Raw genomic sequence first — 25,220 nt, forward strand, 5'->3', positions numbered from 1 at the left:
TCAGAACCGGCCCCAGACGAACCGGCTCGACAGGGCGTAGTTCCACACCGACCCGATGACGATCCCGGCAAGCGCGGCGAGGACCCAGAAGACGCCGCGCGCTTCGAGCAGCGTTGCGGTGGCGACGTTGGCGAGCGCGCCGACCGAACAGGTCGCGCAGAAACCGGCCCAGCCTCGCAGCACCCGTAATCCCCTGAGCCGCGCATCGCGATAGGTGAGCCGGTTGTTGAGCCAGAAGTTGAACGTCATCGCCGCGAGGGTCGCGAACCCCGTCGCCAGCGCGAAGCCTTCGCCCGCCAAGCGGTAGAGGACGGTGAGCACCGCCATGTGCACCGCCACCCCCAGCGCACCGACGGTTCCGAACAGCGCGTAACGGCTCGGCACGACGCGGCCGAAACTGCGGTCGTAGAGCCCGACGAGGAATTCGAACGCGACCGCACTGTCGAGCTTGCTCTCGCCCGCGCGGCGCTCGGCGAAGGCAAGCGGGAATTCCCTTACCCTTAGCGACGGTTCGGCGGTCGCCAGCAGGTCGAGCAGGATCTTGAAACCGATGCCGGACAGTTTCGGGGCCGCCACGCGCAAGGTCTCCGCCCGCAGGAGGAAATACCCGCTCATCGGATCGGTCAGTTCCACCCCCGTGATCCGCCGCGCGAGGCGATTGGCCAGCCGGCTGCCCTTCTCGCGCGTTTCGCTGGGCAGACCTGCCGCGCTGCCGCCCGCGACGAACCGGCTCGCAACCGCAACATCCGCATCGCCCGCCTCGACAGCCGCCAGCATCGCCGGAAGCAACGCCGGATCGTGCTGGTGATCGGCGTCCATCACCGCGACGAACGGTGCGGCGGTCGCGCACATGCCCTCGATCGCGGCGCTCGCCAGCCCCCGGCGGCCGAACCGCTGGAGCACGCGGACGCGGGCATCGGTGCGGGCGAGGTCGCGCGCGGCATCGGCGGTGCCGTCGGGACTGTCATCGTCGACGACGATCACCTCCCATCCCTCCGGCCCGAGCGCATCCTCGATCCGCCCGATCAGCGGGGCGAGATTGTCGCGCTCGTTGCGCGTGGGCAGGACGATGCCGAGCGTCAGGCTCACAGGCGGGCGAGCACCGCGTCGCCGATGGCGGAAGTGCCTGCGTCGCCGCCGAGGTCGGCCCCGCGCACGCCGTCTGCAAGCACGCGCGCGACGGCCGCCTCGATCCGCGCGGCGGCGTCCTCGCGGCCGAACGAATGGCGCAGCATCATCGCGGCCGACAGGATCGTCGCCATCGGGTTGGCGATCCCTCGCGCGGCGATATCGGGCGCGCTGCCGTGGATCGGTTCGTAGAGGCCGAAGGTGCCGTGCGGGGTCTGCCGCTCGCCGAGAGAGGCGCTGGCGAGCAGTCCGATCGAACCGACGCACATGCTCGCCTGGTCGGAGAGGATATCGCCGAAGAGGTTGCCGGTCACCACGACGTCGAACCGGCCCGGGTCGCGCACCAGCTGCATCGCGGCATTATCGACGTACATGTGTTCGAGCGCGACGTCGGGATATTCTGCCGCCACCTCGCAGATCACGTCGCGCCACAACTGGCTGGTTTCGAGCACGTTGGCCTTATCGACGCTGCATAGTCTGCGGCGCCGACCCCGCGCGGCGCGGAAGGCGACGTGGGCGATGCGCCGCACCTCGTCTTCGGCATAGCTCATCATGTCCCATCCGCGGCGGCGGCCGTCGGGCAGCGTATCGAGGGCCTTGTCGCCGAAATAGACGTCGCCGTTGAGTTCGCGCACGATCAGCAGGTCGATCCTTGCCGCGATCTCGGGCTTGAGCGCGCTCATCGCCTCGAGGCCGGGAAAGGTGGTGGCCGGGCGCAGGTTGGCGAACAGACCGAGCCCCGCACGCAGACCGAGTATCGCCTGCTCGGGCCGCAGCGCGCGGTCGAGCCCGTCGCAACCGGGATCTCCCACCGCGCCGAACAGCACCGCATCGGCAGCGCGGGCCATTTCGAGCGTTTCGGGCGGCAACGGGTGGCCGTGGCGCTTGTAGGCGACGCCGCCGACGTCGCCCTCGAACAGGGTCAGTCCCGGCAGATCGAGCGCCTCGAGCACGCGCAGCGCCTCGGAGATGACTTCGGGACCGATCCCGTCACCGGGCAAGACCGCGACCTTCATGCCCTCAACTTCTCCAGACGCTCGCCCAGCATGACGCGCTGCGACATAGCATCGCCCTTCCGGTCGGCAAGCAGGTAGCGCTCGAGCGGGACGGCGGTACGGGCAAACATTTGCAGGAGCGCGTCAAGGTCAGCTTCGGCGGGCGGAGGACCGCCGCCGTAGCCGAGTTCGCGCAGCACCAGCGCCTCGTAGCCGACCAGCGCGCGCAGCCAGCCACGGGCCGAGGGCGCGTGGCAGATCGCATCGAGGGTGGCGCCGAGCGCCGAGTAGAGCGCCGGATAGGGATTGCGCTCGGGCAGGGCGAATGCGGTCAGCGTGGTCACCCAGCCGATCGCCCCCGCCGCGAGCGGTTCGCCGAGCCACGGCCCGCGACTTTCGACGAGTTCGAGGCGGAGGAACGGCAGCTGGCTGTCGCTCTTCGCGCTGACTTCGGCGGCGACACGGTTGCCAGGGATCACCACCGGGCGCAGCTGCCGCCCGCGTCCGCCGGCGACGTAGCCCGCGACGAGCCCGTAAGTCTCCGACAGCACCCGCGCGATCACCGCCGTTTCGCCGTGGTGGCGGGCAGCGACGAGGATGCCGGGGAAGGACAGGTGCATCAATCGGCCGCCGGCAACGCGCCCGCCACCGCTTCGCCGGTCGCGGCGACCAGGGCCTCGACCCCGCGCGCGGTAGGGTGGATGCGGTCGGGCTGGAGCATCGCCGGGTCGGTGAAGACCTCGGCCGTCACGAACGGCACCAGCGTCGCGCCGTATTCCCGCGCGAGATCGGGAAAGATCGCGTCGAATGCCCGCTGCCATTCGGAACCGTAGTTGGGCGGGGCCTGGAGGCCGTAGAGCGCCACCGGGATGCCCCGCGCCTTCAACTCGTCGAGCATCGCGGACAGGTTGGCGCGGGTCTGCTCGGGCGGCAGGCCGCGCAGGAGGTCGTTGCCGCCCAGCTCGAGGATGACGAGGTCGGGCTTCTCGGGCTGGGCATCGAGCGTGAAGGCCAGCCGCTGGCGGCCCGCCGCCGTCGTGTCTCCCGAAACGCCCGCGTTGGCGATCCGCACGTTGCGCCCCTCGGCCCGCAGCGCGGTCTCGAGCCGGGCAGGGTAACTCTGCGTCCCGGGATCGGCGAGGCCATAGCCGGCGAACAGCGAATCGCCGAACGCGAGCACGCGCACCTCGGGCCCGGTGACTTCGGCTCGCGCGGCAGAGGCGGCGGGCGTAGCGGCGGGTTCGGGGACCGGGGCCTCGTCCCTGCAGCCCGCCAGCGCCGCCAGAACCAGGATAATCGACAATCCACCTATCCGCATCGACCAGTTTCCCATTGCAACGTTGCCGCCCCACCCCAGCTATGCCATCGCATGCCCGTGACAAGTCCAGAAGCGGCGATTTCCGCCCGCAACCTCACCCTCACCCTCGGCACTCCGGCCGCGCCGGTGGAGATTCTGAAGGGCATCGACCTCGACATGTTGCCGGGCGAGGTCGTCGCGCTGCTCGGCCCCTCGGGCTCTGGCAAGTCGAGCCTGATGGCGGTCCTGACCGGCCTCGAACGCGCGAGCGGCGGCTCGCTGACGGTCGCAGGTGCCGATTTCTCGGGCATGGACGAGGACGGCCTCGCCCGCGCCCGCCGGGGCCGTATCGGGATCGTGCTCCAGGCGTTTCACTTGCTGCCGACGATGACCGCGATCGAGAACGTCGCAACCCCGATGGAGCTTGCCGGTATGCCCGAAGCGCGGGCCCGCGCCTCGGACGAACTCGATGCGGTCGGCCTCGGGCATCGGAAGGACCATTACCCGGCCCAGCTTTCGGGCGGCGAGCAGCAGCGCGTCGCGATCGCGCGCGCCACCGCGCCGCGCCCGCCGCTGATCTTCGCCGACGAACCGACCGGGAACCTCGACGCGGCCACCGGCCATGCGATCATCGACCTGCTGTTCGCGCAGGCCGCCGACACCGGCGCGACGCTGCTGGTGATCACCCACGACAGCGAACTCGCCGAACGCTGCGGCCGGGTCATCACCATCGGCGATGGCCGGATCGCCAGCGACGTGACGCGGTGAGCGCGCCCCGATGACATGGGGCACGGCCTGGCGCATCGCGCGGCGCGACCTGTCGGCGCGGTTCCGCGGCCTCAGGCTGCTGCTGGTCTGCCTGTTTCTCGGCACCGGGGCGCTTGCCGCGATCGGGACGCTGACCGGTACCATCGAACAGCAACTCGACGAGCGGGGCCGCGAATTCCTCGGCGGCGACCTGCAGGTGGCCGTCTGGCAGCGCGCGCTGGCGCCCGATGAAATCCAGGCTCTGCGCGATCTGGGCACGGTATCGCAGGGCACGCGGATGCAGGCGATGGCTTCCACCGGGTCCGCAGCCGCCCCGGTCGAATTGAAGGCCGTCGACGGCAACTGGCCGCTCTACGGCACGGCCACGCTTGCCGCCGGGGCGGCGGTGGGCGCCCCGCCGGCGGGGCAGGCCTGGCTGGCGCAGGGCGCGGCGGACCGGCTGGGAGTCGGCGTAGGCGAAAGCTTCTCGATCGGCACCGCGAGCCTGAAGGTCGGCGGCATTCTCGACCAAGAGCCCGACCGGCTCGGCGAGGGGTTCCAGCTTGGCCCCACGGTGATCGTGCGCGACAGCGTCCCGGCCGCCGCCGGACTGACAGCGCCCGGCGCGATGTACCGGACCAAGGCCAACGTCGCCTTCGCGGCCGATCGCGACGCGCAGGCGGCCGAGGATGCGCTGAAGGCCCGATTTCCCAACGCCGGGTTCGAGATCCGCACCCGGGACCGCGGGGCGCCGGGCGCGGACCGCTTCGTCGGCCGGATGGGCGAATTCCTTACGCTGGTCGGCCTCGCCGCGCTGGTGATCGCCGGGATCGGCATCGGCGGAGGCGTGGCCTCTTACCTCGACGCGCGGCGGCAGGGGATTGCCACCCTCAAGGTGCTCGGTGCGACGAGCGGCGACATCGCGCGGATCTATGCGCTGGAGATCGGCGCCGCCGCGCTCGTCGGCAGCCTTACGGGGATCGCAACCGGGGTCGCGATCACGCCCCTGCTTGCCCGCGCCCTCGACGGGTTGCTGCCGGTGGGCAGCGGGGTGGCGTTCGCCCCGGCCGCGCTGCTGACCGCGCTCGCCTATGGCCTGCTCGTCGCGCTCGTGTTCGCCGCGCCCCCGCTGGTGCGCGCGCGGCACTTTCCAGCGATGGCGCTGATGCGCGAGCGGGTGAGCCCGCTGGCGCGCGACCGGGCCGCGCTGGTGCCGGTGCTGCTCGGCCTCGCGGCAATCGTCGCGCTCGCGCTCGGGACCGCCCGGCAGCCGCTGCTGACCGCGGGTTTCCTCGCCGGGGCGGCGGGCGCGCTGGCGCTGCTCGCGGCGCTCGGCTGGGCGATCCGCAGGGGCGCCGCCGCCCTTCCCCGTCCGCGCGACCCCCTGCGGCGCGCGGCACTCGCCAATCTCCACCGCCCGGGTGCGGCAACCGGTACGCTGGTAACCGCGCTCGGCTTCGGGCTCGCCGCGTTCGTCCTGCTGGCGGCGGTGCAGACGAGCATCGACGGCACGGTGGCCAAGCGCGTTCCGGCACAGGCTCCCGACTACTTCGTGCTCGACCTGCCCAAGGCGCAGGAGGGCGAGTTCCGCGCGCTCGTCGACCGCGAGGCGCCGGGCTCCGCCGTGCGCACGGTGCCCGCGCTGCGCGGCGCGATCCTTGCCTACGGCCCGAAGGAGGCGATGACCCGCGTGGCCGACCTCGGCGACGACCTGCCCGAAGGTGCCTGGGCCCTGCGCGGCGAACGCGGGCTGACCTATTCCGCCGCGGTCCCGCCGGGCAACTCGGTAACGGCAGGCGAATGGTGGCCCGATGGCTACGACGGCGAGCCACTGGTCTCGATCGACGAGGAACTGGCCGGGGTGCTCGGCCTGACGGTTGGCGATTACCTGACGGTCGGCGTGCTGGGCGTCGAGCGCAGCGCGCGCATCGCCTCGCTGCGCCGGATCGACTGGCAGACGATGGGTTTCAACTACGTGCTCGTATTCAGCCCCAACACGCTCGAGGACGCGCCGCACAACCTCGCCGCGACGATCGAGCTGGACAACGAGGCCCACAAGGGCGTGCTGCTGCAATCGCTGGTTCGGGCGTTTCCTTCCTCGAGCGTGATCGAGACCGGGCCGGTGCTGCGGCAGGCGCGCGATCTTCTGGCGCAAGTCGGCCTCGCCACGCTCGCCGCCGCGTCGGTTGCGGTGCTGGCGGGACTTGCGGTGCTGCTCGGCGCGATCGCCGCGGCACGCGCGCAGCGGATGTATGACACCGTGGTGCTGCGCGTGCTCGGCGCGAGCCGCCGGCAGGTGCTCCTTCTCGCGCTGGCCGAATACGGCGCGCTGGCGCTGGTGCTGGCGGGCGTTGCGCTGGCGATGGGCCTCGGCGCGGCGTGGTACGTCGTTACCCAGATGTTCGAGTTCGACTGGCTGCCGCGCTGGAGCGCCGTTGCGGGCGTGCTCGGCGCGGGGCTGGCGCTGGTCATCGCCTTCGCGCTTATCGGCGCGCTGCCGCTGTTGCGCGCCAAGCCCGCGCAAGCGCTGCGGGCGCTTTAAGGAAAAAGGGCCCGCTTCCAGTGCGGAAGCGGGCCCTCATTGCCATTCCCGACAAACGTCAGGCGAAAGTCTCGGCCTCGCCCATGCCCTTCGGATCGGGTCCGAAGCGGTTCGGTCCCGGTGTGCCCGGCAGCGCCATCAACACCAGGAAGGCGATCGAAACGAGGAACCCGACGTACGGGATCATGCCGCCTATGATCGCGCCGAGGTACCACCAGCCGCTCATGTCGCGGTCGTGGAGACGCCGCACGGTGACCGCGATGCTGGGAATGAGGATCGCGAGGACCCACACCAGGATGAGCAGACCCATCCCCCCGAACAGAGCGGCAAGGCCCGCCGACGGATCACCGGCCGCATCGGCCTCGAGCACGCCCGCGGCGCCGCCCGCTCCGAGAACGACGAATAGCAGCACAGTAAGAACGATCACGTTGAGAAGCGTGAACATCCAGTATTCCATCCGGCGCGACCGTCCCGAGAATTCGGCGTAGCGCTTGAAGGGCAGGATCATCCAATGCATGTCTTTAGTCCCCCTTTGTCTTTCCCTTCGACGAGGGAATCACACAACCGCCTGCCACGCAACAAAAAAGGGCCCCGCAGGCGGGGCCCTTTCGATTACTGGAATAACGCGACAGGTCAGAACCGGAACCGCGCCGCCACGCCGTAGGTGCGCGGCTGGTTGGTGTAGCCCGAGATCGACCCGGCCTGCGCGACCGAATCGAAGATGCCGGTGATGTTCCGGTCGTCGAGCAGGTTGCGGCCCCACACCGTCAGTTCGAGGCCCATCCGCATCGCGTAGGTGATCGATGCGTTGAGGTCGTTGACCTCGTTGCGGAACGGGCGCGCCGCGGCACGCGCCGGGGCGTAGTTGCGCGAACCGTCGGGATTGGTGCCGACGAATCCGATCAGGCCGGGCTCGACCTGAATCGGCGCCTGGTAGCTGAAATCGCCCCGGATGATCAGGTTGTCATCGCCGATCGGCTGGTCCCACTGCGCGCCGAACACCGCCGACAGCTTGGGGATGTTGACGATCGTGGTTCCCGACAGGTCGCCGAGCGGCGAGTTGGGGAAGCTGTCGAACTTCGGATCGAGATAGGTCATCGCCAGCGACAGCGTCAGCTCGTCCCGGGGACGGACCATGCCGTCGAACTCGATCCCGTCGGTCGTCTGCTTGTCGGCATTGGCGAACACGAAGCCGGTACCCGTGAACGTGTTGGTCTGGAAGTTCGAGATCGACTGGCGGAAGAACGTGAGGTTGGCCGACGCCAGACCCCAGTTGCCCTTGATGCCGAGTTCGTAGACCGTCGCTTCCTCCGGCTCCGCGAAGCGCGAACCCGAGCCGAGGTTGGTCACGGCGAGGTTGGCAGCCCGCAGCGCCGTCACGTCGGCGGGCGTCGGACGGCTGTCGCGCGAGAGGTTGAAGCTCGCGCCCTTGTAGCCCGTGGCATAGGAGATGTAGGTGTTGAGCGTCGGGCTGATCTCGTACGCGAGGCGCGCCGTATAGCTGACGTCGTTGTCGCGCGTGCTGCAGCTTTCGACGGCGTTCGGGCAGTTCTGGAACGGCGGCAGGAACTGAAGCGCGCGCAGGCCGAGGATCGGGTTGGCCGCGGCAGCCGCACCCGGCACCACAATGTTGTTGTAGGCCGCCTGCGCCGCCGGGCCGAATGCGCCGGAAGCGACCGCCTGGATCTGCGCCGGGGTGGCCAGCGTGATGCCGCCCGGGTTGCCCAGCACGGTCGCAACACCTTGCGCCACGCCGAAGTTGAAGGCGTTGTTGCGCACCACGTTGAGGTCGACGCCCGAGAATACGTCGGTGCTGACCGAGTTGGTCACGACATCCTTGGCATCGTGGGTGTAGTTCGCGCCCAGCGTGAGCACGAGGCCGTCGGTGAACTCGAAATCGAGGTTGCCGAAGATCGAGTAAGCCTCGTTCTTCTGACGCATGTCGTTGAAGAAGCCCTGACCGGGCTGCCAGAAGCGGTTGATGTAGTTCTGGCCGGTCAGCGCGCTGAACTGCGCCTCGAGGGTTGCCGGGCTGCCCGCGCCGAGGCCGGCGAGCAGGCCGCCGACGTAGTTGCGGAAATCCTGGCCGTAGACGATCTGGTCCTTCGTCTGGGCCGTTTCGTCGAAGTAGTATCCGCCGAGCAGGAAGTTGACCGGGCCGTCGAAGTCCGAGGCGAGCCGCAGTTCCTGGGTGAAGGTCTTGAGGTGCGCCTGCCCGATGTTCGCGCCGCTGGCGAGCCGCGCGCTGGTGAAATCAACGTCCTGGTTGGCGTTGAGCTTGGTGTCGCGGTAGGCGGTGATCGAGGTCAGCGTCAGCGCGCCCATCTCGTAGTCGGCCTGGCCCGAAACGCCCCAGTTCTTGACCTTGCTGAACGGCACGACGTCGGAATAGATGACGTCGGCGTCGGGAACGCCGCGGAAGTCGTTCACGCGGCCGCCGATCGCCTCGATCACGTCGGTGGCGCCAGGGCGCGGCGAACGCTGGAGGTTGAAGGTCGCACAGCACTTCTCGTCGATGCTGTCGTAGTCTCCGATAAGACGGAACTTGAAGGTGTCCGACGGCTCGAACAGCACCTGTCCGCGGGTGAACCAGCGGTTGCGGTCGTTGACGTCGTCGCCGTTGGCAAGGTTGGTCACGTAACCGTCACGCTTGTTGTAGCCCGCTGCGAGGCTGGCGGCCACGGTATCGCTGATCGGGCCGGTCAGGTATCCCTTCACGACCATCGCGTCGTAGTTGCCGTAGCTCGCCTCGACGCTGCCGCCGAAGTTGAAGCTCGGCGACTTGGTCACGATCGAAATCACGCCAGCCGATGCGTTCTTGCCGAACAGGGTCGACTGAGGTCCGCGCAGGACCTCGACGCGCTGGATGTCCGGAAGGTCGGAAATCTGCGCGACAGAGCGGCTGCGATAGACGCCGTCGACGAACATCGCGACCGACGGCTCGAGACCCAGGTTGTTGCCGCTCGTGCCGAAACCGCGGATCGAGTAAGTAGTCGCGAACTGGCTCTGGCTCTGCGTCACGCGCAGGCTGGGCACGACCGAGGCGAGGTCGGTGACGTCGCGGATCTGCGCGCGCTCGATCGTCTCGGCAGTCGTGACGCTGACCGCGACAGGGACTTCCTGCAGGGTCTGTTCGCGCTTGGTCGCGGTGACGACGATCTGGTTGCCGGCGGAATCGTCCTGCGCCGCGGCATCCTCGGCGCCAGCGTCCTGCGCCTGGGCGATGCCCGGGAAAACCAGGGCGGCGGCGCCGGCGAGAAGGGTGAATCGGGCCGAGCCGGCGAATCCGGTGCGCGTCTTGATCATCAATCGTCCTCTCCTGAGCGGGAAGGACGGACCGCTTCGTGCGGCAGCTACCCTCCCCTAACTGACATCGGGGTGAATAAACTTACGCAATCCCGCGCTCAAGCGACATTTCGTAAGCGATTGAACGGGTAACGCACTGTGGCATCGGAGACACATGTTCCGCCGCGTCACCGCCGGTTGTGTTCGCGCGCCTCCTAAGCTAGGGGCGCGCCGACTTTTCGCGCCGGGGCCTCCCTCCGCGCCAACCCAAGAGAAACCCCGATGTCCCTTCGCAACGTGGCGATCATCGCCCACGTCGACCATGGCAAGACCACGCTCGTCGACCAGCTGTTCCGCCAGTCCGGCACCTTCCGCGAGAACCAGCGCGTCGAGGAACGCGCGATGGATTCGAACGACCTGGAAAAGGAACGCGGGATCACCATCCTCGCCAAGCCCACCTCGGTCGAATGGGCGCCCGAAGGCGGCGGCGAAACGGTGCGGATCAACATCGTCGACACGCCCGGCCACGCCGACTTCGGCGGCGAGGTCGAGCGCATTCTCAGCATGGTCGACGGCGTGATCCTGCTGGTCGACAGCTCCGAAGGGGCAATGCCGCAGACCAAGTTCGTAACCGGCAAGGCGCTCGCCCTCGGCCTCAGGCCAATCGTCGTCGTCAACAAGATCGACCGGCCCGACGAGCGGATCCAGGAAGTTCTCGACGAGGTGTTCGACCTGTTCGTCAGCCTCGACGCGAACGACGACCAGCTCGATTTCCCGGTGCTCTACGCCTCGGGCCGCAACGGCTATGCGAACGAGGACCCGAGCCTGCGCGAAGGCACGCTGACGCCGCTGTTCCAGAAGATCGTGGACCATGTTCCCGCGCCGCAGGTCGACGACGGCGGGCCGTTCCGGTTCCTCGCCACCCTGCTCGACCGCGACAACTTCATGGGCCGCGTGCTCACCGGTCGCGTCCACTCGGGCACGATCAAGGTCAACGATCCGATCCGCGCGCTCGACATGGATGGCAAGATCATCGAAGCGGGCCGTGCGACCAAGCTCCTCGCCTATCGCGGGCTCGACCGGGTGCCAGTCGACAGCGCGAGCGCTGGCGACATCATCGCGCTCGCGGGCCTCGAGAAGGCGACCGTCGCCAACACGATCGCCTCGCCCGACGTGAGCGAGCCGCTTGCCGCCCAGCCTATCGACCCGCCGACGCTGTCGATGCGCTTCGCGGTGAACGACAGCCCGCTCGCCGGCCGCGAGGGCGACAAGGTCACCAGCCGCATGATCCGCGACCGCCTGATGCGCGAAGCGGAAGTCAACGTCGCCATCCGCGTGACCGAAAGCGCCGACAAGGACAGCTTCGAGGTTGCCGGGCGCGGCGAGCTTCAGCTCGGCGTGCTGATCGAGACGATGCGCCGCGAGGGCTTCGAACTCGGCATCAGCCGTCCGCGGGTGCTGTTTCGCGAAGAGAACGGCGAGCGCACCGAGCCCTACGAGCAGGTCGTGATCGACGTCGACGACGAGCACTCGGGCACGGTCGTGGAGAAGATGCAGCGCCGCAAGGCCGAGCTGACGGAGATGCGCCCGTCGGGCGCTGGCAAGACCCGCATCACGTTCTCGGCGCCGAGCCGAGGCCTGATCGGTTATCACGGCGAGTTCCTGTCCGACACCCGCGGCACCGGCATCATGAACCGCCTGTTCGAGAAATACGGTCCCTACAAGGGCCAGATCGAGGGCCGCCAGAATGGCGTGCTGATTTCGAACGGCACCGGCGAGGCCGTGGGCTATGCGCTCAACAGCCTCGAGGAGCGCGGCATCCTGTTCCTCGGCCCCCAGGCGAAGATCTACGAGGGCATGATCATCGGCGAGAACGCCAAGCCCGACGATCTCGAAGTCAATCCGATGAAATCGAAGCAGCTGACGAATTTCCGCTCGACCGGCAAGGACGACGCGATCCGGCTCACCCCGCCCAAGGTCATGACGCTGGAGCAGGCGATCGCCTACATCGACGACGACGAGATGGTCGAGGTGACGCCCAAGTCGATCCGTCTCAGGAAGGCGATCCTCGACCCGCACGAGCGCAAGAAGGCCAGCCGCCGGGCAGACTGAGGAATCGCCGGCCGACAGGAACCGAACCGGCACCTCGCCGGTTTGGCCTTCCACGGGAGGCTTCGTGCATGCAGCGTATCATGATTGTCGACGACGAGGCGCTCGTGCTGCTCGACCTCGTCCTGACGGTCGAGGGCCTTGGCTTTCGCGTGTTCTGCGACTGCACGAGCGTCGCCGATGCAATGCAGGCGCTCGGCACAGGCCGGCCTGACGCGGCGCTGCTGGACATCGACGTCGGCGGCATCCCGGTGTGGCCGCTCGCGCGCGCACTCAAGTCGCGCGGCGTGCCCACGATCTTCGTCAGCGCCAACCACGCGCACAAGGAACTCGAGGGCGAATTCGCCCACTGCCGGGTGATCGACAAGCCCGCCTCCAGCCGCGACATCACCGAGGCGCTGAAGGAGGCGCTGGCGGCCGCCGCCTGATCGTCAGGCGAGCGAGAAGACCAGTCGGCGCACGAATCCGTCGGGGCGGACTTCGCCCGCGATCTCGCCCTGGAGTTGGCGCGCGGCGGTTTCCACCAGCCGGGTTCCGAAGCCTTCTCCCCCGCTGGCGGCGTCGTCATCGGGCGCGCGGCCGCTCTCGACCCAGTTGAGTTCGACCTTTCCGCCCTTCTCGGCCCAATCGACCGCCAGTCGGCCTCCGCCTTTCACGGCGTCGGTCGCCAGCACGCCGTATTTAGCCGCGTTGGTCGCCCATTCGTGCAGGATCAGCGCGATCGAGGTGATCTGGCTGTTGGGCACTTCGACGTCGCCGCCCTCGATCGAGATCGGCTGCGAGGAGCGGCTGGGCAGGATCACCGTCTCGACCAGCTGGCGCAGCGGGATGGCGCCGCCGGCGCGGATTCCGCTCTCGATGCGGCTGGTCAGCGCGTGTGAGCGGCCGAGCGCGTGGATGCGACCGCGCAGATCCTCGGCGAAGGATTCGATGTCGTCGCTCTCGCGCGCGGCGATCGAGATCATCGCGCTGATCACCGAGAAGAGGTTTTTCACCCGGTGATTCATCTCGCGGATCATCAGTTCGCGCTGGGCGAGCAGCGCGCGTTCGGGGGTCACGTCGAATGTCACCCCGATAAGTTTGCGCTTGCCCGAATGGTCGATCAGGCGGGCAAGGCTGCGCAGCCAGCGCACCTCCCCCTCGCCGTGTTCGACCCGGAAGGTCTCGTCGTAGTCCTCTCCGCCCTCGATGGCCTTGCGCAGCGCCTGATTGACACGGGCGCGGTCTTCCGCGTCCATCCGCGCCAGGATCGGCTCCATCCGCTCGCCGTCATCGCCGTCGGGAACGGCCAGAAGCCGCCGCTCGGTCTCGTCGAGCACGACCCGGTCGGTCGCCGGCTCGTATTCCCAGATCCCGATGCCCGCCACGTCGAGCGCGAGCTGCAGCCGCTCGCGCTCCTCGCGCAGGTCGCGTTCGAGCGACAGCGCCTGGGTCACGTCGGTGAAGATCAATGTAGCGCCGTCGGTGGTGCCGTCTCCGCGGGTATAGGGATTGGCGCGCACGATGATCTCGGCATCGAGCGCCGCGACGTGCACCCGCTCTTCCACCGTCTCTCCCTGCTGCGCCTTCGCGGCGAGCGCGAGGTAGGGCCGGTCGTCCATCCTTGTCGCCAGGTGCCCCAGCGGTCGGCCGATATCGGCGTGGTCGATCGGAAACAGCGCGAGCGCCGCTTGGGTAAAGCTGCGCAGCCGAAGCTTGCCGTCGACGACGAGCACGGCGATTTGCGTGCTGTCGAAGAAGTTCCTGAGGTCGGCGTTTGCGATGGTGAGTTCGTCGACCTTGTTTTTCAACTCGTCGTTGACCGTGGTCAGCTCCTCGTTGGTCGACTGGAGCTCCTCGTTCATCGACATCATTTCTTCGTTGGAGCTCTTCAGCTCCTCGTTGGTCGTCTCCAGTTCCTCGACCGTCGAGCGCAGCCGGTGCCGGGTGGCTTGCAGTTCTTCCTCGAGGAACTGGCGCTGGCCGTCCTCCATGTCGAATTCGTCGAAATCTTCTTCCCGCACATCGAGGGGGCCCGTCTCCTCGATGACAAAGAGGAACGCACCCTCCGCCAGCCGCTCGCAGATCACTTTCGCCTCCAGCGTGCCGAAGGCGGTGCGAATCTCGACCCCGCTCGCTCCAGCCCGGCGGCCGGTCTCGGAAACCTGGCGGATCAGCGGCCCGATCAGCTCGCGAAGGCCCGGCCGGGCAAGCGAGGGCACGTGCACCGTGCGTTCGAGCCGGTCGGGAAAGTCGAGATAGCGGCCCGCAGCGCCCCAGCGCTCGAGCAGGAGGCCTTCGGCATCGACCAGCAGGCTGACCGGGGCATAGCGTTCCGCGACGAGGTTGAGCGCGGCGATCTCGGTCCCGCTGACCCGTGGTCTCTCCTCCTCGGGCATGCTGCGAAGCGCGCGCGGTCGCACCGGCGGCGGGCTGATCTGCAGCGAATAGCGTCCGGTAACCTCACGTCGGCGAAATATTCGCGCGCCCTGGTCGATGACGTCGAACAGGTCCTCGTAGCGGCCGACCGCCTCGGACGAGCCGAGGAACATGTGTCCACCTTCGGCCAGCGCGAAATGGAAGATCGGCACGACCTGGCGTTGGAGTTCCTCGTTGAAGTAGATCAGCAGGTTGCGGCAGCAGATCAGGTCCACCTTCGAGAACGGCGGGTCACGCACCACGTTGTGCATGCTGAACCGCACCATGTCCCGGATCTTGTTGGCGATGATGAACTTGTCGCTGCCGCCGACCGTGTAGTGGTCGCGCAGCGGCCGCGGAATGTCGCCCAGCGCAGAAAGCGGATAGGCACCGGCGCGCGCGATATCGAGCATCTTCTCATCGATATCGGTGGCGAAGATCTGGACGTATGGCCGCTTGCCGTGGCGCTCGGCCGCGTCGGCGACCAGCATGGCGACCGAATAGGCTTCCTCGCCGCTCGAGCAGCCCGCGACCCAGATGCGCAGTTCCGCGCCCGACGGACAGTCCGCCACCATGGGGTCGATGACGAGCCGCTCGAGCGCGTCGAAGTGCTCAGGGTCGCGGAAGAACCGCGTGACGTTGATAAGGAGATCGCGGAACAGCGCCTGGCATTCCTCGGGATCGGCGTGCAGCCGGTCGAGGTATTCGCCCGCGCCCTCGATCCCCAGCAGCTGCATCCGCCGCGCGATGCGCCGCGTCAGCGTGCTGCGCTTGTAGAGCGAGAAATCGTGCCCGACCGCGTCACGCAGCACCGCGCACAACTCGTCGATATGGTCGGTGACCTCGCGCGCCTCCCCTTCCGGCGCGCCGCCGGTCGCGCGAGCGAAGAAATCCCGCAGTGCCCCGATCACCTCGCGGGGAGCGGCGACGATGTCGACGAGTCCGGTCGCGATGGCGGACGCCGGCATCCCGTCGTAGGCGGCGCTCTCTGGTTCCTGGGCGATGCACAGCCCGCCGTGTTCCTTGATCGCCCGCAGGCCCCGGCTGCCGTCCCCACCAGTGCCCGACAGGATCACGCACGCCGCCCGCGTTCCCGCGTCCTCGGCAAGGCTTTCGAAGAAGTCGTCGATCGGCCGGCGCATGCCGCGCGGATCGGTGAACTCGGTAAGCTCGAGCACCCCGTCATTGAGCGCGAGCCCGTGCCCCGGCGGGATGACATAAACGTGGTCCGCCTCGACCGTTTCGCCGCCCGAGGCCTGCTTTACCGGCATCGCGGTGTAGCGTTCGATGAGCTGTGCCATCAGCGATTCGTGCGTGGGATCGAGGTGCTGGACGACCACGAAGGCCATCCCGGTCCGCCCGGAATCGCCGCCGAAAACCGCGCGCAGCGCTTCGAGCCCGCCCGCCGACGCGCCCACTCCGACGATCGGGAAACTATCGCCGCCGCCCGCCACGCGCTCAGTCCAGCCGCGCCCGTGCAATGATGGACAGGCTCGAGGACAGGGCATCGAAGCTGCCAAGCAGCGACCAGCCGGGTTCCCGCTGACGCAGGTCGAGGCGCCTGAGGTCTTCCGACAGCGCGCGGTCATAGAGAGCAGGGTCGAGCCGGCCCGGCGCATCGATCGCGAACTGCGAGCCGAGCACGAGCGATGGCTGGCCGCCCCGCACGAGCTTGGCCATATATACGAGATTGAGGAACGGTTGGCCGTCGCGGGTCACGTTGGGGATGACGAACTTGTCGTCGGACTGTTCCGGATCGTCGAGAAATTCGCGCATCCGCCGGCGCACTGGCCCCGCCCCCCGCGCCGGCTGGAGGAACCGGCAGTTGCGGCCGAGCACTTCCTGCGCCGGGTAACCCGACAGTTTCAGGAACGCCTCGTTGACGCCGACCAGCGGACAGTCGGGCCGGGTGTAGTCGGCGATGGACAGCGACACCCCGCTCCTGGCGAACATGTCGACAATGCCTTGCGGCAAATCTGCCGACTCGTCGAAATAGGTCATCCGGTGCGACCTACAAATAGTTAAGCCCGCGTCAAATGATCCGTGCGCTGGCCAGCGCCGTTCTCGGCTGATAGCAAACCCGGCCATGCAGACAGGGATACTCATCAGCCTCGCGCTCTACTTCGTGCTCATGATCGCGATCGGGCTCTACGCGTGGCGGAAATCGACCGCAGACACCGAGGGCTACCTTCTTGCGGGACGCAACCTTTCGCCGGGCGTCGCGGCGCTCTCGGCGGGAGCTTCGGACATGTCGGGCTGGCTTCTGCTCGGCCTGCCGGGCGCGCTATACGCCAGCGGTCTCGTCGAGGCGTGGATCGGCATCGGGCTGTTCGTGGGCGCGCTGGTCAACTGGATCGTCGTCGCGCCGCGCCTGCGCAAACAGACCGCGGAACTCGGCGATTCGCTGACGATACCCGAATTCCTCGGCAACCGGTTCCCCGGCCATGCCGTCGCGCTGCGCGTCACCAGCGCGGTGATCGTCGTCCTGTTCTTCACCGTCTACACCGCCGCCGGTCTCGTCGGCGGGGGGAAGCTGTTCGTCAGCGCGTTCGCCGAATTCACCGGGGGCGGCTACATGACCGGGGTGTGGGTTACCGCGCTCGTCGTGCTCGCCTACACGGTGGTCGGCGGGTTTCTCGCGGTCAGCCTGACCGACTTCGTGCAGGGCGTGATCATGCTGCTCGCGCTGATCATCATGCCGCTCGTCGTGATGTTCGGCGAAGGCGGCAGTTCGGGCGGGAGCATCGCCGCGATCCCGCAGGACGGATTTCTCGACATCGGCCACAACCTGACCGCGATCGGCTGGCTGTCGGCGGTGACCTGGGGCCTGGGGTATTTCGGGCAGCCGCACATCATCGTGCGGTTCATGGCGATCCGCTCGGTCGCGGCGGTCAGGACCGCGCGCTGGATCGGCATGGGCTGGATGGCGGTGTGCCTCGTTGGGGCGCTGGGCGTCGGCCTCGCCGGACGCGCCTACGTGGAGCGCAACGGTCTGGTGCTCGAGGACCCCGAGACGATATTCATCCTGCTGGCGAACCTGTTGTTTCACCCGCTCGTCACGGGGTTCCTCTACGCCGCGCTGCTGGCTGCGATCATGTCGACGATCTCCTCGCAGCTGCTCGTTTCGTCGAGCTCGCTGACCGAGGATTTCTACCGGCTATTCCTGCGCAAGAACGCGAGCGAACGCGAGGCGGTGACCGTGGGCCGGATCAGCGTCGCGCTCGTCGCGGTCGCCGCGATCGCGATTGCGGCAGACCCCGACAGCGAGGTGCTCGGCCTCGTGGCGCACGCCTGGGCCGGGTTCGGCGCGGCGTTCGGCCCGCTGATCATCCTGTCGCTGACATGGCCGCGGATGACCGGGGCGGGCGCGCTCGCGGGCCTCGTCACCGGCGCAGGCGTCGTCATCGTGTGGATCGCGCAAGGGTGGGACGCGGGCTTCCTCGGCGGGCAGGGCGTCTACGAGATCCTGCCGGGCTTCTTCGCCGCTTTCATCGCCATCGTCGGCGTCAGCCTGTTCACCGCGCCCCCGGCTCCAGCCGCGGAAAGCGTGCCAGCGAATTAGGGCGCTGTTAACCATGGCGCGCGACACTCGCCGCCATGGTTCGCAAGCTTGTCCCCCTTCTCGCGCTGTCGCTGGGCGCCTGCGGCAACCTCGTGCCCGACGGACGCGCACCGGCGCGCCCGCAAGCGCAGGCGGCGCCGCGTGCGGTCGCGGTCAGTCCGCAGGCGAACGCGTGTTTCAGCGAACTCGGCGCGACGGGCGCAAACTTCAGCCCGGTGCCCGACCGCTACTACGGCGCGGGGTGTTCTACCGTCGGGACCGTCAGCCTGACCGCACTGCAGGGCGATGCGGCGCGGTTCCAGCTCACTAACCTGGGGCCGGTCTCGTGTCCGCTCGCCGATGCCATGGCCGCGTGGGCCCGGTTCGGCATCGATCGGGCCGCGCGCGAAATGCTCGGCAGCGCGCTTGTCCGGATCGAGACGATGGGCAGCTACAACTGCCGCACCGTCGCCGGTAGCGCGCGCCTGTCCGCGCATGCCACGGCCGAAGCGATCGATGTCGCCGGTTTCGTCCTTGCCGACGGGCGCCGCATAAGCGTCCTGGGCGGCTGGAACGGAGGAACCGATGCGGAACGGCAGTTTCTGCGGGTGATCCACGCGAGCGCATGCAGGCGCTTCGGGATGATCCTCGGTCCGGACTACAACGCCGCGCACCGCGACCACTTTCACCTTGAAGCGCCCCGGTCGTCCGGCGGCAACGGGTTCTGCCGCTGAGCTTCAGCCTGCCAGCGCCTGGATGGCCGGCCCGTCGATCCGCGCCTCGAGGCGCAGGCGCACGGCCTCCGCCGCATGGCTCGCGCCCAGCTTGGTCATCATGTTGGCCCGGTGGATCTCGACCGTGCGCGGACTGATCTGCAATTCGCGCGCAATCGTCTTGTTGCTGCTGCCGAGCGTAAGCCAGTCGAGCACCTCGCGCTCGCGGGCCGACAGGCTGGACAGGCGGCCGCGGGCCTCGATCATCCTGCGGCGCGCCTCGGCGTGCTCGCGGGCCTCGCCGCCGACGCGGTCGAGCATCGCCGAGAACCGGTCCGGGTCGAGCGGCAGGGCGAGGTAATCGATCGCGCCCGCCTTGATCGCCGCGACCACGCGCGAGGTGGGCGGGTCCTCGCTCATCCCCACCAGCGGGAGCCACACCCCGCAGCGTGCCAGCAGGTCGAGCGCCGACTCGATTTCCCCCTCCTGCGCCTCGTCCCGGATGACGACGATCCCGCGGTGGGCGGGATGGTCGCATAGCTCGGCGAGATCGGCATAAACCTCGGCATGATGCCCCATGCCGAACGCGATGCGGGCCAGTTCTGCCCGCATTCGCGTATCCGCGTCGACGAAGTGGATGACCGTCCGCTGACCCATGCCGGCAAGTTGCAAGCGCCAGCAGGACATACAAGCGGCCAAGAGTTCCGAAACGGAGGAATTTGCCTAAGTATTTGTCGCTAGACGCCACCCTGCCGACTGTATCGCATCGCTCGGGATCGGAGACAATTCTACGCGTATTTGCGGAGCCGCATGCTCGTAATCGGAGCGATCAGGCGTTTTCGTCGTCCGGAGCATAGAAACTGAAGTCGGGCAGCTCGTGAAATGCGCTTCGCAGTGCCTCGCTCCATCCCGCCGAGATGGCCTGGAAATAGGGATCCTCATGCGTCACGCGCCGCTGGTGACTGGCGGCAAACGTGTCGCGTTCGATGACCATCATGTCGAGCGGCAGACCGACCGAGAGATTGGCCTTGAGCGTCGAATCGAAGCTGACCATCAGCAGCTTGACCGCGTCCTCGAAACTCATGCCCCTGTCGTAGGCGCGGATCAGGATCGGCCGGCCGTACTTGGTCTCACCGATCTGGAAAAACGGGGTGTCCCAGCTTGCCTCGATGAAGTTGCCTTCGGGGTAGATCAGGAACAGCCGGGGCTCCATCCCCTTGATCTGGCCCGCGACGATCATCGAGGCGGTAAAGCGGCCCTGCCCCTGCGCGCCGTTGGCCGCCTGGCGTTCGTCGATCGTGTCGCGCAGCAGGCGCCCGATCTCGGTCGCGACCTGGAACATCGTCGGTGCGTCGTAGACGGTGTTGCGCCGTTCGCCCGGCGTCTTGGTGCGTTCCTCGAGCTGGCTGATAACGGCCTGGGTCGTGGCGAGGTTGCCCGCGGTCATGACCGCGATCACCCGTTCGCCGGGCTGCTCCCAGTGGATCATCTTGCGGAACACCGAGATGTTGTCGACGCCCGAATTGGTCCGGGTGTCGCTCATCAGGACGAGTCCCTTGTCGAGCACCATTCCCACGCAATAGGTCATCGGTTCCCTCCGCCCCCCGGCCTTCGTCAAACGCGCCCCGAGTGTAACCAAAGCGTGGCGGGCGTCACTGTTCCTGCTGCTGCTGTTCCACAGCGACGTCGACGTGCAGGTCCTCGGTCGCGGAGCCGAAGGTGATCCCGGTGATCGGCGCCGCATCGCGATAGTCGCGTCCGGTCGCGACGCGGACATAGCGCGGGTCCGGGCTGATCCCGTTCGACACGTCGAAGCCGACCCAGCCGAGCCCGTCCACGTGGGCTTCGGCCCAGGCGTGGGTCGCCTCCTGGTCGACGCGGTCGTTCATCATCAGGTAGCCCGACACGTAGCGCGCGGACACGCCCACCTCGCGCGCGGCGCCGATGAACACGTGCGCGTGGTCCTGGCATACCCCGCAGCCGCCCTCGAGCGCCTCCTCGCCGGTCGTCGAAACGCCGGTGGTGCCGGTTCGGTAATCGATCGCGTCGCGCACCGCCCGCGACAGCGAGTGGAGGAAATCGAGCCGTTTCAGATCCGAGAACTCGAGCGAGCGGACCAGTTGCCGCAGCCGCGGCCCGGGCCGGGTCAGCCGGGTCTGGCCGAGGAAGCTCCACAAGGGCAGGTGCCCGGCATGATGGCCGATCACGCCGGCGTGGTCCTGCGTCTCGACCGTGCCGCGGCAGGTCACCACGACTTCGCGCGCATCGGGTTCGATCGCGACCAGCGTCACGGTGTTGTGGTTCTGGTCCTCGTATTCGAGTTCGCGATGCGCGTTCGCGTATTCCATCGACCAGTCGAGTATCGCCTGCCCCTGCGTCGTCTTGGGAGTCAGGCGCAGCCGCTGGAGCGCGTGCACGACCGGCTGGGCAAAGGTGTAGCGCGTGGTGTGGCGGATCGCGAGGCGCATTGGCTATCCCTTCCTCACCGCAGGAACCGGTAATCGTCGGCGATGGCGCGGGCGATGTCGGCGTTGCCGCGCATGAAACCGGTCAGGAACTGGTGCAGCCCCTGGTCGAACACCTGCTCGATCGTCAGATCCGCCAGCATGGCGCACGATCTCTCGATCAAGCGGCCGCTCTCGCCCTCGCCGCCGTGGATCCTGGCAAGCGACTTGAGGTTCGCCTGCAGCATCATGTGGCTGAAGGCGAGGCTGCGGGGAAAGCGCTCGTCCATCACGAGAAACTCGACGATCCCGCGCGAATCGGCCTGTCCGGCGTTGAGCCAGCGATAGGCCCGGTCGCCCGAGACCGACCGCAGGACCTGGTCCCACTGCCCGCTGTCGAGCGTGGTGCCGACGTAGCTGAGCGAGGGGAGCAGCAGGTAGTATTTCATGTCCAGGATGCGCGCGGTGTTATCCGCCCGCTCGACGAACGTGCCCGCGTTGGCGAAATTGAAGCCGGCATCGCGCAGCATCGAATTGACCATTGCCCCGTGTGCCAGCGTGCCCGCGCGACGGACGAGCGCGATGACTTCGCCCACCGCGCCCTGCCCGACCGGTCGCGTGAGGACGCTGTCGATCTGCATCCAGCTTTCGTTGACCACGGTCCACAGTTCGCCGGAAATCGCGTTGCGGACGAGCCGCGCGTTGGTCCGCACCTGGCGCATCATCTCTCGCACGCTGCCGGGATTGTCGCCGTCGCGCAGGATGTGGTTCCAGACCTGGATGCCGGTGTAGGTGCCGTGCTTGGCGCGATACGCCTCGGCCTGGCCCGACGCCTGGATGACCGAGCGCCATTCCTCCTCGGCGGTGATGACGTCGCGGGTAAGCGCCATGCGCAGGCCTGCGTCGAGCAGGCGCGCGGTGTTCTCGGCCCGCTCGAGATAGCGGAACATCCAGAACAGCCCGTTGGCGGTCTTTCCTAGCATGAGCGGTTCTTGGCCATCAGTCCTTCAGCACCCAGGTATCCTTGGTCCCCCCGCCCTGCGACGAGTTGACCACCAGGCTGCCTTTCTTGAGCGCGACGCGGGTGAGCCCCCCCGGCGTGATCTCGATCCCGTCGGGCGACACCAGCACGAACGGCCGCAGGTCGACGTGGCGCGGGCTGAGGCCCTTGCGGGTGAAGACCGGGCAGGTGCTGAGCGCCAGCGTCGGCTGGGCGATGTAGTTGTCGGGCTTCGCCTCCAGCTTGCGGCGGAAGCTCGCTATCTCGCGCTTTGTCGCCGTGGGGCCGACGAGCATCCCGTAGCCGCCCGAGCCGTGCACTTCCTTCACCACGAGATCGGCGAGGTTGTCGAGCACGTACTTGAGGCTTTCCGGATCGGCGCAGCGATAGGTCTCGACGTTGGGAAGCAACGGCTTTTCGCCGGTATAGAACTCGACGATCTCCGGCATGAACGAATAGATCGCCTTGTCGTCGGCGATGCCGGTCCCCGGCGCGTTGGCGATGGTGATCCCCCCCGACCGGTAGACGTCCATGATCCCCGGAATGCCGAGCATGCTGTCGGGATTGAAGCTCAGCGGATCGAGGAAATCGTCGTCGACCCGGCGATAGAGCACGTCGACCGGAACGTAGCCCCCGGTCGTGCGCATCGCCACCCGCCCGTCGATTACCCTCAGGTCCCCGCCCTCGACCAGCTCCGCGCCCATCTGGTCGGCAAGAAAGGCGTGCTCGTAATAGGCGGAATTGTAGATTCCCGGGGTCAGCACCGCGACGCGGGGCTTGCCCTCGCACTTGGGCGGGGCGCAGGCGGCGAGGCTGCGGGCAAGCTTGCGCGGATAGTCGCTGACGGTTTCCACCCCGACCCGCGTGAACAGCTCGGGAAACATCGCCATCATCGTTTCGCGGTTCTCGAGCATGTAGGAGACGCCCGACGGCGTGCGCGCATTGTCCTCCAGCACCATGAACTCGCTGGGGCCGGTGCGGACCAGGTCGATCCCCACGATGTGGGTGTAGACCCCGCCTGGCGGGGTGAAGCCGACCATCTCGGGCAACCACGCCTCGTTGTTCCGCAGCAGCCGCTCGGGCACGCGGCCGGCGCGGATGATCTCCTGCCGGTGATAGAGGTCGTGGATGAAGGCGTTGAGCGCGCGCACGCGCTGTTCGATGCCCCGGGTCAGCTTGCGCCACTCGGCCGCCGAGACGATGCGCGGCACCATGTCGAACGGGATCAGCCGCTCTTCCGCCTCGGCTTCGCTGTAGACGTTGAAGGTGATCCCGGTGCGGCGGAAGACGTTTTCCGCCTCGCGGTCCTTGCGCCTCAGCCAGTCGCGCTCCTGCTCGTTGAACCACTGCGCATAGCCGGCATAGGCCGGACGCACCGCGCCCGCCGGGTCGCGCATCTCGTCGAAATTGTCGGACGAACCGTTCATCGACCCCCACGCTGCAACGCAAAGCCGCAATTGGCCAGCACAATTGCCGCCCCTCGCGCCCCGAACGAACGGCGACCCGCCGGTTTCCCGCCACGAGCGAACATTTTCAGCCGGCTAGTCGAGTTCGCGCAGGACTGCGTCGATCGCCTGCGGGTCGTAGGCGAATCCCATGTGAGTGCACCGCAGCGCCACCGCCCGGTCGCGCTCGCCCGGTCCGCCGCGCGCACTGCGCGGGTGAACGATGCCGTCGCGCGGACTCCACAGCGCGACCGTTTCGACCGGAGGCTTGGCGGCAAGCTCGATCTCGACCGGGGGTTCCTCGACCCGGTGCCCGGTGACGAAGTGATAGGCGCGCCAGACGTTGTTGGCGCGCGGACTCCACGAGAACGGCGAACCCATCGTGACCACTTTCGCAACCGCGGCGGGCCGTCGTTTCGCGAGTTCGCGCGCAAACAATCCGCCAAGGCTCCACCCGACAAGAAACACCGGCTCACCGTAACGATTCGCCAGGTCGTCGAGCCGCTGTTCGAGCCGGACGATGTTGTCACGGGTCGGTCCCCAGTTGAAGCCGAGGCCCCAGCGCTTGACCGTGTGGCCCGCGGCCTCGAGCCGCCTCGCCATGTAGCGCATGCGCACCGGGTGCGTGGCGAAACCCGGCAGCAACATGACCGTCCGGGGGCGCCGCGCAGGGACCACGACGTGCCGGCGCACGATACGGCGGAACGGTTCGACCATCCACTCGAGTTCGCCGAGCATGCGCCGCACCGGGGGGGCGGCGACATCTTCGGGACAGTCCTCGGCCGCGATGGCGATCCGTTGCAGGAAGGCATCACGGGCACCGGCAAGCGGGGCGAGGCCGGGAGCGCCGGCCAGCCTTTCGCGAATGCCCGATGTGTTCATGACCGCGAAACGCGCCAGACGAAGGCTTGTTTCACCGCGGCCATCTATTTGCAGTCGCCGGTTCGCGTGGACTTCATCCGCATCTCGATGCGCATTTCGCCACCGGGGATCATCGCCGCCTTCTGCAACATCGTCATATGCAGGTCCGACGCCTCCGCCGAGGTGGTTCCGTCGACTGCGATTTCGGAGGTCAGCCCCTGCGGCCCCGCGCACGTCAGCGCCGCGTCGAGATCGCCGCCGTCGACGCTGAAACGGGCGAAATCGCACTTCATCTGGCCCGAGCCCTCGGTCATCTTGCGCACCGATTCCTCGAAGCCCTTTTGGGCCTCCGTCTCTGTCAGACAGTACGAACTCGACTGCTGCGAAGCCTGGCCCATCATCGATTTCATCGCGCTGGCCTGCTCTTCCGGCAGCCCCGGGATCGAGAACTCCATGAGATCCACCCGTGTTTCGTACAGGCCGGGTCGCGGCTGCTCGAGCTTGCCCGCCTCGGCGATGACTTCGTCGGCAGTCCTGGGCGCCGGGGGTTCCTTGCCGCACGAGGCGAGTACGAGTGCCGCGAACAGCACGGGGAGCGGACGAAACATGGGATAGTGTCCTCCATAGGGTCGGACACGCCCCTTACCGCACTGGCCCCGGATCGTCACCCGCTTACCCCGCACGCGTCCCATTCGTCCAATCCATCCAGGCACTTG

General features: G+C 67.9%; 21 protein-coding genes. 6 read left to right on the forward strand and 15 right to left on the reverse strand.

Annotation, left to right across the window (positions count from 1 at the left end; all coding sequences use genetic code 11):
- From ACPV3N_RS05715 to ACPV3N_RS05730, 4 genes are read right to left on the reverse strand one after another with little or no spacing between them, the layout of a single operon-like run.
- The gene (locus tag ACPV3N_RS05715) at positions 1-1,089 is read right to left on the reverse strand and encodes a glycosyltransferase family 2 protein (protein ID WP_440115594.1); all 1,089 of its coding nucleotides are present in this window, start codon (positions 1,087-1,089) and stop codon (positions 1-3) included.
- Positions 1,086-2,144 (reverse strand): 3-isopropylmalate dehydrogenase, encoded by a 1,059-nt coding sequence (gene leuB, locus ACPV3N_RS05720; protein ID WP_440115596.1) that lies wholly within the window; start codon positions 2,142-2,144, stop codon positions 1,086-1,088. Before leuB ends, ACPV3N_RS05715 begins: the two co-directional genes overlap by 4 nt.
- Positions 2,141-2,743 (reverse strand): DNA repair protein RecO, encoded by a 603-nt coding sequence (recO, locus tag ACPV3N_RS05725; protein WP_440115598.1) that lies wholly within the window; start codon positions 2,741-2,743, stop codon positions 2,141-2,143. Before recO ends, leuB begins: the two co-directional genes overlap by 4 nt.
- Entirely contained in the window at positions 2,743-3,426 is a 684-nt protein-coding gene (locus ACPV3N_RS05730) for an arylesterase (protein ID WP_440115600.1), read from the reverse strand. The genes recO and ACPV3N_RS05730 overlap by 1 nt, the downstream gene beginning before the upstream one ends.
- A gap of 66 nt (positions 3,427-3,492) precedes the next feature.
- Here ACPV3N_RS05730 and ACPV3N_RS05735 point away from each other — a divergent pair, with 66 nt between their 5' ends.
- Together ACPV3N_RS05735 and ACPV3N_RS05740 are read left to right on the forward strand one after the other, a co-directional pair.
- On the forward strand, positions 3,493-4,188 hold the full coding sequence (locus ACPV3N_RS05735) for an ABC transporter ATP-binding protein (protein WP_440115602.1): 696 nt from the start codon (positions 3,493-3,495) through the stop codon (positions 4,186-4,188).
- Positions 4,189-4,198: 10 nt separating this feature from the next.
- Positions 4,199-6,709 carry an ABC transporter permease gene (locus tag ACPV3N_RS05740; protein WP_440115604.1) on the forward strand — a complete coding sequence of 837 codons (2,511 nt, stop codon included), beginning with the start codon at positions 4,199-4,201 and terminating at the stop codon, positions 6,707-6,709.
- Between the two features lie 58 nt (positions 6,710-6,767).
- Here ACPV3N_RS05740 and ACPV3N_RS05745 read toward each other — a convergent pair whose 3' ends face one another.
- Both ACPV3N_RS05745 and ACPV3N_RS05750 read right to left on the reverse strand, forming a co-directional pair.
- Positions 6,768-7,226 carry a DUF805 domain-containing protein gene (locus tag ACPV3N_RS05745; RefSeq protein ID WP_440115606.1) on the reverse strand — a complete coding sequence of 153 codons (459 nt, stop codon included), beginning with the start codon at positions 7,224-7,226 and terminating at the stop codon, positions 6,768-6,770.
- 116 nt (positions 7,227-7,342) lie between these two features.
- Positions 7,343-10,015: a TonB-dependent receptor gene (locus ACPV3N_RS05750; protein ID WP_440115608.1), complete on the reverse strand. Its 2,673-nt coding sequence runs from the start codon at positions 10,013-10,015 to the stop codon at positions 7,343-7,345.
- Positions 10,016-10,276: 261 nt separating this feature from the next.
- Between ACPV3N_RS05750 and typA the strand changes: the two genes are divergently transcribed.
- Together typA and ACPV3N_RS05760 are read left to right on the forward strand one after the other, a co-directional pair.
- Complete coding sequence (gene typA / locus ACPV3N_RS05755) at positions 10,277-12,106, forward strand: translational GTPase TypA (RefSeq protein WP_440115610.1); 1,830 nt, start codon at positions 10,277-10,279, stop codon at positions 12,104-12,106.
- 68 nt (positions 12,107-12,174) lie between these two features.
- Entirely contained in the window at positions 12,175-12,531 is a 357-nt protein-coding gene (locus ACPV3N_RS05760; protein WP_440115612.1) for a response regulator, read from the forward strand.
- 3 nt (positions 12,532-12,534) lie between these two features.
- Here ACPV3N_RS05760 and ACPV3N_RS05765 read toward each other — a convergent pair whose 3' ends face one another.
- Positions 12,535-15,954: a CheR family methyltransferase gene (locus tag ACPV3N_RS05765; protein WP_440115614.1), complete on the reverse strand. Its 3,420-nt coding sequence runs from the start codon at positions 15,952-15,954 to the stop codon at positions 12,535-12,537.
- 4 nt (positions 15,955-15,958) lie between these two features.
- Entirely contained in the window at positions 15,959-16,501 is a 543-nt protein-coding gene (locus ACPV3N_RS05770; protein ID WP_440115616.1) for a PAS domain-containing protein, read from the reverse strand.
- A gap of 85 nt (positions 16,502-16,586) precedes the next feature.
- Here ACPV3N_RS05770 and putP point away from each other — a divergent pair, with 85 nt between their 5' ends.
- Together putP and ACPV3N_RS05780 are read left to right on the forward strand one after the other, a co-directional pair.
- Positions 16,587-18,062 (forward strand): sodium/proline symporter PutP, encoded by a 1,476-nt coding sequence (putP, locus tag ACPV3N_RS05775; RefSeq protein ID WP_440115618.1) that lies wholly within the window; start codon positions 16,587-16,589, stop codon positions 18,060-18,062.
- 35 nt (positions 18,063-18,097) lie between these two features.
- Positions 18,098-18,775, forward strand: a complete 678-nt coding sequence (locus ACPV3N_RS05780) for an extensin family protein (RefSeq protein WP_440115620.1) — start codon at positions 18,098-18,100, stop codon at positions 18,773-18,775.
- 3 nt (positions 18,776-18,778) lie between these two features.
- On the opposite strand, the gene ACPV3N_RS05785 is transcribed toward ACPV3N_RS05780, so the two are convergent.
- From ACPV3N_RS05785 to ACPV3N_RS05815, 7 genes are all read right to left on the reverse strand, one after another.
- Positions 18,779-19,411 carry a response regulator transcription factor gene (locus ACPV3N_RS05785; protein ID WP_440115622.1) on the reverse strand — a complete coding sequence of 211 codons (633 nt, stop codon included), beginning with the start codon at positions 19,409-19,411 and terminating at the stop codon, positions 18,779-18,781.
- Positions 19,412-19,583: 172 nt separating this feature from the next.
- Positions 19,584-20,342 carry a proteasome-type protease gene (locus ACPV3N_RS05790; RefSeq protein ID WP_440115624.1) on the reverse strand — a complete coding sequence of 253 codons (759 nt, stop codon included), beginning with the start codon at positions 20,340-20,342 and terminating at the stop codon, positions 19,584-19,586.
- 64 nt (positions 20,343-20,406) lie between these two features.
- Complete coding sequence (locus tag ACPV3N_RS05795; protein WP_440115626.1) at positions 20,407-21,222, reverse strand: transglutaminase family protein; 816 nt, start codon at positions 21,220-21,222, stop codon at positions 20,407-20,409.
- Between the two features lie 14 nt (positions 21,223-21,236).
- A complete protein-coding gene (locus ACPV3N_RS05800; RefSeq protein ID WP_440115628.1) occupies positions 21,237-22,181 on the reverse strand; it encodes an alpha-E domain-containing protein in 945 nt (314 codons plus the stop codon).
- Positions 22,182-22,197: 16 nt separating this feature from the next.
- Positions 22,198-23,625 carry a circularly permuted type 2 ATP-grasp protein gene (locus ACPV3N_RS05805; protein ID WP_440115630.1) on the reverse strand — a complete coding sequence of 476 codons (1,428 nt, stop codon included), beginning with the start codon at positions 23,623-23,625 and terminating at the stop codon, positions 22,198-22,200.
- 114 nt (positions 23,626-23,739) lie between these two features.
- Positions 23,740-24,525, reverse strand: a complete 786-nt coding sequence (locus ACPV3N_RS05810; protein ID WP_440115632.1) for an esterase/lipase family protein — start codon at positions 24,523-24,525, stop codon at positions 23,740-23,742.
- 44 nt (positions 24,526-24,569) lie between these two features.
- Positions 24,570-25,112, reverse strand: a complete 543-nt coding sequence (locus tag ACPV3N_RS05815) for a DUF3617 domain-containing protein (RefSeq protein WP_440115634.1) — start codon at positions 25,110-25,112, stop codon at positions 24,570-24,572.
- Positions 25,113-25,220: the final 108 nt, after the last annotated feature.

The organism is Tsuneonella sediminis (assembly GCF_051912845.1).
Classification (GTDB): Bacteria; Pseudomonadota; Alphaproteobacteria; order Sphingomonadales; family Sphingomonadaceae; genus Tsuneonella; species Tsuneonella sediminis.

What these genes read in the sequence shown, in the direction of transcription:
- leuB (WP_440115596.1), bottom strand. Translation starts at nt 2,144, where the DNA reads ATGAAGGTCGCGGTCTTGCCCGGTGACGGGATCGGTCCCGAAGTCATC.
- putP (WP_440115618.1), top strand. Translation starts at nt 16,587, where the DNA reads ATGCAGACAGGGATACTCATCAGCCTCGCGCTCTACTTCGTGCTCATG.
- ACPV3N_RS05780 (WP_440115620.1), top strand. Translation starts at nt 18,098, where the DNA reads ATGGTTCGCAAGCTTGTCCCCCTTCTCGCGCTGTCGCTGGGCGCCTGC.
- ACPV3N_RS05760 (WP_440115612.1), top strand. Translation starts at nt 12,175, where the DNA reads ATGCAGCGTATCATGATTGTCGACGACGAGGCGCTCGTGCTGCTCGAC.
- typA (WP_440115610.1), top strand. Translation starts at nt 10,277, where the DNA reads ATGTCCCTTCGCAACGTGGCGATCATCGCCCACGTCGACCATGGCAAG.
- ACPV3N_RS05735 (WP_440115602.1), top strand. Translation starts at nt 3,493, where the DNA reads ATGCCCGTGACAAGTCCAGAAGCGGCGATTTCCGCCCGCAACCTCACC.
- recO (WP_440115598.1), bottom strand. Translation starts at nt 2,743, where the DNA reads ATGCACCTGTCCTTCCCCGGCATCCTCGTCGCTGCCCGCCACCACGGC.
- ACPV3N_RS05795 (WP_440115626.1), bottom strand. Translation starts at nt 21,222, where the DNA reads ATGCGCCTCGCGATCCGCCACACCACGCGCTACACCTTTGCCCAGCCG.
- ACPV3N_RS05815 (WP_440115634.1), bottom strand. Translation starts at nt 25,112, where the DNA reads ATGTTTCGTCCGCTCCCCGTGCTGTTCGCGGCACTCGTACTCGCCTCG.
- ACPV3N_RS05750 (WP_440115608.1), bottom strand. Translation starts at nt 10,015, where the DNA reads ATGATCAAGACGCGCACCGGATTCGCCGGCTCGGCCCGATTCACCCTT.
- ACPV3N_RS05785 (WP_440115622.1), bottom strand. Translation starts at nt 19,411, where the DNA reads ATGGGTCAGCGGACGGTCATCCACTTCGTCGACGCGGATACGCGAATG.
- ACPV3N_RS05740 (WP_440115604.1), top strand. Translation starts at nt 4,199, where the DNA reads ATGACATGGGGCACGGCCTGGCGCATCGCGCGGCGCGACCTGTCGGCG.
- ACPV3N_RS05770 (WP_440115616.1), bottom strand. Translation starts at nt 16,501, where the DNA reads ATGACCTATTTCGACGAGTCGGCAGATTTGCCGCAAGGCATTGTCGAC.
- ACPV3N_RS05810 (WP_440115632.1), bottom strand. Translation starts at nt 24,525, where the DNA reads ATGAACACATCGGGCATTCGCGAAAGGCTGGCCGGCGCTCCCGGCCTC.
- ACPV3N_RS05790 (WP_440115624.1), bottom strand. Translation starts at nt 20,342, where the DNA reads ATGACCTATTGCGTGGGAATGGTGCTCGACAAGGGACTCGTCCTGATG.
- ACPV3N_RS05745 (WP_440115606.1), bottom strand. Translation starts at nt 7,226, where the DNA reads ATGCATTGGATGATCCTGCCCTTCAAGCGCTACGCCGAATTCTCGGGA.
- ACPV3N_RS05800 (WP_440115628.1), bottom strand. Translation starts at nt 22,181, where the DNA reads ATGCTAGGAAAGACCGCCAACGGGCTGTTCTGGATGTTCCGCTATCTC.
- ACPV3N_RS05805 (WP_440115630.1), bottom strand. Translation starts at nt 23,625, where the DNA reads ATGAACGGTTCGTCCGACAATTTCGACGAGATGCGCGACCCGGCGGGC.